Source organism: Streptomyces thioluteus (genome assembly GCF_039535865.1).
On the sequence record NZ_BAAAXZ010000064.1, the window covers coordinates 24,059 to 33,644 of the forward strand.

General features: G+C 62.3%; 4 protein-coding genes. All 4 read left to right on the forward strand.

Annotation, left to right across the window (positions count from 1 at the left end; all coding sequences use genetic code 11):
- Window positions 1-99: 99 nt before the first annotated feature.
- The 4 genes from ABD794_RS08400 to ABD794_RS18695 all read left to right on the forward strand — a co-directional run bounded on the left by ABD794_RS08400 (window position 100) and on the right by ABD794_RS18695 (window position 1,910).
- Window positions 100-963 (forward strand): helix-turn-helix domain-containing protein, encoded by an 864-nt coding sequence (locus tag ABD794_RS08400; protein ID WP_344962022.1) that lies wholly within the window; start codon window positions 100-102, stop codon window positions 961-963.
- 2 nt (window positions 964-965) lie between these two features.
- Window positions 966-1,163, forward strand: coding sequence for a DUF397 domain-containing protein (locus ABD794_RS08405; RefSeq protein WP_344962024.1), 198 nt, complete (start codon window positions 966-968; stop codon window positions 1,161-1,163).
- A 216-nt stretch (window positions 1,164-1,379) separates the two neighbouring features.
- Window positions 1,380-1,583, forward strand: a complete 204-nt coding sequence (locus ABD794_RS08410; protein ID WP_344962026.1) for a transposase — start codon at window positions 1,380-1,382, stop codon at window positions 1,581-1,583.
- Between the two features lie 198 nt (window positions 1,584-1,781).
- The gene (locus ABD794_RS18695) at window positions 1,782-1,910 is read left to right on the forward strand and encodes an IS3 family transposase (RefSeq protein ID WP_425585962.1); all 129 of its coding nucleotides are present in this window, start codon (window positions 1,782-1,784) and stop codon (window positions 1,908-1,910) included.
- The last annotated feature ends 7,676 nt before the right edge of the window (window positions 1,911-9,586 follow it).

Consider the following 9,586-nt stretch of genomic DNA (forward strand, 5'->3'; position numbering starts at 1 on the left):
AGGACGGCGTTGGCATGTAGCCCAACAATGAAGTGATCCACAGTCCAACACGACCCGTGTGGGTGACACATGGGCACTCTGTCCGATTGAGAGAGCCGCATGACCAGGGTCAAGCGTCCACCGAGCGTCCGACAGCGGCGGCTCGGCGTCGAACTTCGCCGCCTGCGCGAACAAGCGGGTCTATCGGCGACGCGGGCCGCAGAGCTGTTCGGCGCCACTCAGTCGAGGATCAGCAACATCGAGTCCGGTGGATACGCAGTCAGCGCGGAGCGCGTAAGAGCCCTGGCCAAGCTCTACGAGTGCGGTGACGACCGGTTGGTCGAAGCGCTCACAGAGATGACAGGCGGCCGTACCCGCGGCTGGTGGGAGGAGTACCAGGGCCTCGTCCCCGACGACACCCTCGAACTCACCGAGCTGGAGCACCATGCGACATCCCTACGTGTCGCGTCGGTCATCCACATCCCTGGACTCCTGCAGACGAAGGAGCAGGCTCGCGTGGTGATCAGCGGGGCTGTGCCGCCTCTGGCCCCGTTCGAACTGGAGCACCGGGCCTCCTACCGCATCAAGCGGCAGGGCGTCCTCTACGGAGCGGCACCGACGTCCCTCACCGCGATCATCCACGAGGCTGCGCTGAGGATGGACTTCGGAGGCCCGGATGTATCCGAAACACAGCTGCGGTTCCTCCTGGAGCGCAGCCACGAGGATCACATCCAGGTCCTGGTGATTCCGTTCGGCGCCGGCCTGCTCCCGAGCGCCGGACACGGAATCGTCCAGTGCGACGGCGAAGTCCCTCAGCTAGACACCGTGCTACTGGACGCCGACCACGGTACCGTCTTCATCGACAACGAAGCCCAACTACGCGCGTACCGCGCGGTCCTCGACAGGATGCAAGCCTCCGCACTCGACCCTGCGAGTTCCCGGGACCTCATCCATCGCATCGCGCGGGACCTCCGGCAGGGATGAGAATGCCTCCACTCGTCTGGCAGAAGTCGACATTTAGCGCGAACGCAGCAAACTGTGTCACTCTATCTATCAACCACTTGGGACACATCCAGCTACGCGAAAGCGACCAGCCCGAGATCACGCTCAGAGCCACCCGAACAACGCTCCGGAGCTTCCTCACAGCCATGAAGGCTGACCGGCTGACGATGGCTGTTCGCTGAACGAAGGCGACAGCAAGACGCTACCGCAGCCTCCATCTCCCTTACACATGACCGGTTGCCATGCAGCAAACTCGCCCACTTGGTTGGAGACTTACCACTTGCCACGAGGTGGTATACGAGTATCAGCCATCCAGGTAAACCATGCGTCGAAGCGCCAAATTGGGCTTGATTCAGTTTGACGGACATCCCAATCGGGGGCACCTCGCCCCCGGAGGGATGTCCACGCCGGAGTTCAAGGCCAAGATCGTCAAGCTATGCCAACGCGGTTCCCGCTCGGCCGGCCAAGTCGCCGAGGACTTCGACCTGACGGAGACCGCGGTCCGGTTCTGGGTCAGCCAGACCGAGACCGACGCAGGCCAGGAGCCCGGCCTGACCAACAGCGAGAAGCAGGAACTCACCCGTCTACGCCGGGAAAACTGACGCCTGCGGGAAGATGTGGAGATCCTCAAGCGATCCGAGGCTTTCTTCGCAGTGGAGGTCCAGTGAACATCCACCCGTTCATCGAGGCGGAAAACGGGGCGGTCACAGCGTCAAACGCGCCTCTGAGCTGCCCAGGAGTCCTGTGCCGCCTCCTACGCCCGACACACGGGCGCCCCAAGGCTCCGCGCGGTCCGCGACGTGGAACTGACCAGTAAAATCACCGAGGTTCACCGTTCCTCGCGCGGCACCTACGACGCCCCATGCATCCACGCCGCCCCGCAGAATGAAGGCACGGTATGCGGCCGAAGGCGTGTTGCCCGGCTATAAACGTCGACCTCACGAGCCATCACTGCAGGCGGCATCATCCCACCACGACCCCCGATCCCGGCGCGTCCCTGCTGGCCGACCTGGTGACACTCCAGTTCCAGCCTGACACAGCGGCAGCCGACACCCGCCGAGGAAGGATGGCTCTACCTAGCCACCGTCGTCGACCGGGCCACCGCTGACCGCCTGCGCACCCAACTCATCGCCCAAAGCGGAACAAGCCCACCACCCTCCACCTTGCCACCATGCATCCCTCGTTGCTCCACGGGCAGGCCAGCTGAACTGGTGAGTCGCTCGAGCACGGGCGTTGATCAGCCAGCATCCCCAACTCGGTCACGCGCCAACGACCAGCAATGAAGGGCTCCGGCTCCATAGCACGCCTCTGACGTCCTTTCAAGGATTGATCGCTACCTATTGAAGTTTCTCGACTACAGTCCGTATCCTGGCGCGCGGCACCAAGCAACTTTCCCGGCACTATCAATGCGCCGTTTCTCAGCAGGAAGATACGGAAGTTGGTTGTCTTATGAAGTGAGCGATCCTCCTATTCTCGAAACATGGCTCCCGCCACCGGAATCGCAGCAACTACAAGGCCGAAAGGAATCCCATGAGAATTTCCATAAGCAAAAGAGAAAGAGGAAGATTGGTGGGGTGTGTCTTGGGCGAATGTTTGTTGTGGCCGGAATGGAAGATAGGGAAAAACAAAGAAAAAGAGTAAGGAGGTAAAAAACAGGACCAAAACACCCCCGGTCACACTACCCCTCGCCCGGAAAAGTCCCCCCAGCGGAATAACTCCCACAGTCAACATGGAGGAACGAGCCAGACAGTCATTCCCGCATCCGCTGAACCCGGAAAAAACAGGAAGGTCATAAGAGAGGACCACGCCGCGTTCAACGTTGGGCGGTCTTTTAGGACCGTGACAACCACAGCAGCCACCCTCGCGCCTCATGGCGTCAAAAGAGAAGCATGGCAGAGAGCAGCTACCCCAGGGACAGCGGAAGGAGCGGGCCAATATAGGATCGTACGTTTTTTTCTTCTCATCGCAACGATCCCCTCACCACTAGTACAATAAATGCTCACGTCCTACGCCACGAGCCAAAACCTTAGGCCCCCCACCGAAAACCGCGGCCACCGCAAGTACGCCGGTGCATACTTGTCACCCCGCCGCAGGCACAATCCGAAAACGCCACCCCAGGCCGCGCGTGCCCCGGCTAAGCCACAGCCCAGCTTCGAGTTTTGTTGCCGCGCACCGCCGGGGGCCGAAGTAGTGACACGCCGGACTTACGCCGCGAGCGCCACCACGTCCGCACGAAATATTCACACCGTGACGTGAGGATCTCTCTCTTTGCCTCCCTTCCTCCCCCCTCCCTCCAATCCCTGTTACCTCACCCCCCCCACCACCGGTTCCGTGTCGTTGTTCGAGGAAGAGACTACAACTCACGCTCGTGATATCAGCGCGAGGCACGCTCAGGCGGTTGCGCGTCTCAAAACGTTATGGCCCCTAGCCCCAACAAAGCGAAGCTCGCCTGCCGCAAGCCGCCGCTTTCGGTTTTGCGCACACGGCACAATGGCGCGTGTGTGGCCTGGTTTTGGCGCCCGAGGGAGAAGGCTAATTGCTACCAGCGCAATGCCTGCTTGCCTTTGAGCCAGGACAAAGGTGCCCCCCCGACGTCAACGCCCACCTGCGCGCTATTATGGACAGTGCGCGAGGGTGGGCTTATGGATAAATTCTCATGGAGTACCTTCCTTCTGGGCCTGTACGTGGCATCAGCCGAGCACTACTCCCCCACGGTGGCGGGCGCCATGTTTCACGGAGACATAGGAGGATCACGATTTCACTTCATAAGACAACCATCACCTGTCCCGTCATCGCTTCCTCCACTGGGAGAAACGCGGCGCATTTAGATACGTGCCGTGCGAACAGTTGCCCTATGAGATGTCGCGGCTGCCAGGATACCGGACTGCTAGTCGTGACGAAACATTCAATAGGTAAGAGACTCAATACCTCCTGGACAAGGCACGTCAGAGGCGTCGCCACATGGAGCCGGAGCCTCCCATGCCTGAGTACGCCTGCAGCGGTGGCACCGAACATGATTGTTGGGATCGCTTGGCGATGCATCAACAGCCCGTGCTCCGACGCGACTTTACCCCAAGTTACAGCTCGGCCTGCACGTCGGAGCCAAAAACGAGGGGGATCGCAATGGATGGCAAGGTCACGGAGTGGCTGGGGGCTTGTTCCACCAAGCCTTGGTGCTGTACTGTGATATTTGTGGGGGTGCGCAGGAGGGTATACACAGCGCACCTTCGCCTCCGCTCAGGCTGCCCACCCGGTTCGCACGACCCGCGTTGCTAGTTAGGGAGCCATCACTTCCTCGGCGGGGTCGGCGCCGCCCCCGCCCTTGTCGTCAAGGCTGCGGGAATGCGGTAGTCCCACACAAGTCGGGCCTCGCAGTGGCACCGCCCCGCCGGAGCGAATCGGGCGGCTCCGTGGCTGGGCATGATGCCCCCCGCTGCACCCCATGACCATGCGTCGTCACCAGGTCGGACGTCACCTATAGCCCGGCGGCAAACACACGCCTTCACGGTCAGCCCTACCCCAGTGTCCCCCCTTCCTTCCTGCGGGACCGGGGGAACCCCACCGCTCAGCGGCTCGGGGACTCGCAGGGGGCCGTCGTCAGGTGCCCGCGCGCCAGGAAAACGCGTGACACTCGGACGATGTTACTGGTCAGTTTAACGTCAGCGGACCGGCGGCAGCTTGGGGGCGACACACCGATCGCTGGCACATATTGTCCTGCCCCCCGTTAAGAACCGTGTGTTCGCGGAGTAGGAGGTCGGCAGCCAGGGAACTCTCTGGAGTCCAGCTCCAGAGGCGCGTATTTTCGAACGCTGTGACCAGCCACGTTTAGTCCGCCTCGATGATACGCGAGTGGATGATTCCACTGGGACACCCTGCCGATGGACGCAAGAAAGCTCGCGATCGCTTCGAGCGGATTCTCCCCACTTTCCCGCCCGGCGTCAAGTATTTACCCGCGTAGACGGGCTGGGAGCGTTCCTGCTACTCGCTGTTGAGTCAGGCCCCGGGCTCCTGGCCTGCGCTCGGTCTCGGTGGGCCTGACCCGAGAACCGCGACGGGCCCCACCGTGCTACTCCGTCAGGTCGAAGGCTCCTCGGCGGACTGGCCGGGCCGAGCGGGATACCGCGTCGGCATAGATTGTACACATCCTTGCCTTGAAAACCTCACGGCGCGGAATCCCTCGCCGGGGGCGAGGCTTGCGCCCCCCCACTCCGGCATTGGCCAGTGTCACCGTCCAAACTGAATCAAAGCCCCCAATTCAGGCCGCTTCGACGCCATGGCTTTACCCTGGCATGGCCTACGATATACTCCGCCTATACCACCTCGTGGCAAGTGGTAAGTCCACCAACCCAAGTCGGGCCGAGTTGCTGCCACTGGCACCCGGTCATGTGCTAAGGGAGATGGACCGGGGCTCGCCACTGGTAGCGTCTGCTGTCGCATTCGTTCAAGCGACACAGCCATCGTCAGCCACGTGTCTCCACGCCTTCTGGCTCCTGAGGGCAATGCTTAATCCTTTGATCGAGGGCATCGTTCGATCAGCTCGGGGGGCCTTGTTTTTTTTTTTTTCGATGGCGTGATCCAATAGCGGGAGAATATCGTCGCGAGAGGCGTAGAGGCAACACTCTCTCGTGGACGCGCCTTCTCTAGATCATCGGATGTGTCCCAAGGGTGGAATACGAAGAATACTCGAATTCCGAGTGCATCCCCTCGCAGGCCACATCAGTTTCGCTGCGATCTCGCAGCCGCCCTAAATATCGTCGAACTTCCTAGCCAGACGAGGGAGCCATATCTCCATCCCCTAGCCCGGATGGTCCACGCGCGAATGACGATGGGGGAGACTAGAGGACTCCGGGACATATCCGCGAGGGCATCCGAGTGCGGGGCTGGCATCTGTCCGAGGACCGCGCGGTACAGCGCGTAGTTGAGGCTTCGGTGTCGATGAAGCACGGTACCGTGGTCGGCGCTCCAGTAGCACCAGGTGTGCTAGGCTGAGGGGACTATCGCACCCGTCGCACCTGGACGATTTCCGTGATCGGCGTCACGGGAGCACGAACCGGCGTCGAACGGAATCACCAGGACACCTGGAGTGCTTAATCCTCGTGAGGAGCTGCGCTCCGGAGGACACCGCAGCCTGTGTATTAGGATACATCCGGGGCCTACGGAAGTCACCATCCTCAGCGCAGCCTCGTGGCCATGATCGCGGCTGCAGGGACCGTCCGGTGCCCGCTCCCGTAAGAGGCCGCCCTGCCGACTTGATTCGCGGTAGGCACGCCCGAGTCCGCTCGGCCCCAGTTCGGACCACGGGCGCCAGAGGCCAGGGCAACAGTCCCCGCCTGATCACCAAACGCCGAGCCTGCTCCTTCGTCTTGCAGCAGTCCAGGGATGTGGATGACCGACCGCAGACACGTAGGAGATGTCGCTGCGTGCTCCCTAGCTCGTGAGCACCCCGCGAGGGTGTGCCCGGGTACCGAGGCCCCTGGATACCGGCTCCTCACCCCACCAGCCGCGGGTCAACGAGCCGCCGCCCTCGGCATCATCTCTCGTGCAGCGCTTCGACCAACGCCAGGTCACGGTTCTACCGCACTCGTAGAGTGGCCAAGCGAGGCTCTTACGCCGTATCCGCACGGCTGACTGCGGTATCCACGGACATCCGCAATCCGTCTGCCTAGATGGCGCCTCGACTGAGTGGCCCGCGAGAACAGCTCTGCGGCCCGGCGTCGCCCGATAGACCCCATTGTGTACGCCGCAGGCCAGACGGCACAGGTTGTTCGACGCCGACGCCGACGCTCGTCGGCACGCTCGCGTGCGCTGACGCTTCGACCTGTCATGGCGGCTCTACCAATCGGAGCAGAGTGCCCAGTGGTTACCCACACCGGTCGTGTTGGCACTCGTGGGACACTCTTCATTGTTGGGTCCTACATGCCCAACGCCGTCCTTACGGTTCTGCTGTCCGATCGCACAGGTCGGCAGCGACGACACAATCCTCCGTCTGACAGGAGAATTCGCATGGCCAACCCCTACCGTCGCACGGCCAGACCCTGTCCAGGTAGTTCTTCCGGCGACTCCCGGCGCGGTGCTCGTAGCTAGTCGCGAACGTCGACACACGATGACGTAACCGACGATGGGCAGTCACACGTGGTGGATGTGAAGGCAAGGGGCAAGTCTGCAATTGGTTGGTGACACCAACAGATTGGTCTGGGTGAGGGTGATGCGATGTCGGCCTGGCTGAGAACCGCAGCCGTGGGGCGTCCAGCCATTGAGATGGCACTCGGCCTGGCTACGCGGTGAACCGAGCGCCAAGCCCGACCGGGACTGCGCCCCACTACCAGTCGCGTGATACGTGGAGGCAGCTTTGAGATGGCGCCGAGGAAGCGCACGCTGCTGCGGGTGGACCCCCCCCGTAGGACAGGGACCCGGTCCCGTTATCACGCACACTGCAGCTGCGTAGCAACACTGGACTCGCGCTCCGCACTCCGTACCAACGTCCACGGAGGGGTAAACTCGATGCCGAGCAGTTGGTCGGTCTGGTTTCTAGCATTCGCCGGCACCGGCTACGTGGCTGTGGGAGGTTATACCGCGGCGGCGAGGATGGCGATGCCGCGCACGGACGGTACGGCGGCGACTTCAAGGAGCTACGGTGCGTTGCGACCACCGAATTGCCTTCGGTGATGGGACGCCGTCGCCCCGCGACTGCGAGCGGGCGGACCGGGTGCGGCCGCACTTATTAGTGTCATCGTCTGCTCATGATCGACCTTTGTAGATGAGATAAACCTTCTGCCGTTGGGGCACCGGCGACGGCGATGGCGCCGCCTGGCAGTCAACCTAGAAATGAATGAGGGTAGTGCGCTGCCCCCCTTTGCGCGCAGAGGGCAGGCTCCCACTGGGGCAGAGGGTGCCCCCTCCGTGACCACCCTGACCGGCGGGCGGCCCCACTGCGAAGCCCGATAGCGGGCAATTAGGGCGTGAGCGCAGTGGCGTGGCGGCTGGCCGTCACCACCAAAGTGCTGTAATCAAAGACCAATGGTCGTGTGGCACCGCGCGTGGAACTCTGTCCCTCGTCGTACAGGAAAGACGCATCGTGCTCGATCTCTGCGCCGATAGCCGCCCTTTTGTGATGACATGAGCATGCTGGGACACTGACTTAACCGGGCCCTTGCTGATATGATATACTCCCGTGCCGACGGCCTTCCTTGCACGAAAGGAAGACCGACGCGGAATTCGATGAGTTGGGAGGGACTCATGGCACGGATCCTGGTCGTGCTTGCCCCACCCATGTTGTGCCCGGGGGGATTGGGCATCGTGGATCGGGTTTCGTCGAACGCCTCCGCAGACGTGGTGGGTTACGCGTGAAGGCGCGCAGACTATCCAGTCGCATATTCACTGAACGAATGTCACGCCTTCATGCATAGACGAGCCGCCCACCACGGTGCGCGTACTCGGCGCGTATCCAGGCGGATTTCGGTCGATGGCGACACCTTTTATCGTCGATCGTCGACCGCAGCCCCATTTCCCGATCGATGTCTTACCGGCGCGCTAACTCTGCTTACGGGGTGAAGTCACCTCGCGGTGGCGGCCACTGCGTCTGTGCCAAGAGCAAACAGGCAGTGACAACACGCACGTGTTGTCATTTCGGTCGACCCGATTTTCCTCCTCGCAACTCTCTTGCGTTTGCGCATTCCAAACTCGCGCCTTGCGAGGTCCCCTTGGCGATGCTTACGATGTGTGAAGCAATGCATTTAGGGGACGCTAATGCGCGTACCCCCGACCTCCAGCACAGACGTCACAAGGGGAGGCGCGGCTGTCACCGCGGACGTGCAGCCGCCATCCTCTCTGTCACGGCGCCAACGCACCCAGACGAAATGGAAAAAGAATTGCAACCGTTCAGACACGGCCGTGCCGGGACGCCACGGGCCACGCGCCGCCGATGTTCCCTGGCCGGGCCTCCGTACAGGCTACGGGCGGGGTACGCACGCACGGACGCCACGCACGGCCGAGCCAAGCAGTAACACACACACGTTGCGCCCGAACACGGTGTCACGGAGAGGTCGACGACACCGACAAGCAATCTCGGGAAGGATTGCAGACACCCCCCACCCATCGAAGGACCAGAGCCGCTCACCGCCCGCGGCCGACTCCGCCGGCCTATGCGGATCCTCGCGCGAGAAATCTGGGGTCAGGCCTAGGTGGGGAGACGGGGCCGCCGTATCCTCAACGAGACCGGTCATGCCCCGCCGACTAACGTGACCCCCCCCCCACGGCAACCAGTGGTCATGGACGACTCGCACGTACGGCCGCGTGATACCCACCTCGGGCCCTTACAGCCAACAGCCCGATCTCATGCAGGGCAAAGGTGCGTTCACGGCGATCGCGAACACCAAAGGATCGGCGAGGTTGGACCGAAGCCATAGCCGTTCACGGCCACAGCCTCGCCCTCTAGACCGACCGCAACACAAGCAACGCACAACACGAAGCGCCTTCCACCCAGTACCAGCGACACTGACACCGACGCCGTCGCAGCAGACGAAGTCGCGCGTGAACAACCGTGGACAACGGCCGGCAGGACTGTCATTGAAGACGGGTTGAGCTGCGCGCGCAGCAGCGGTCGTCA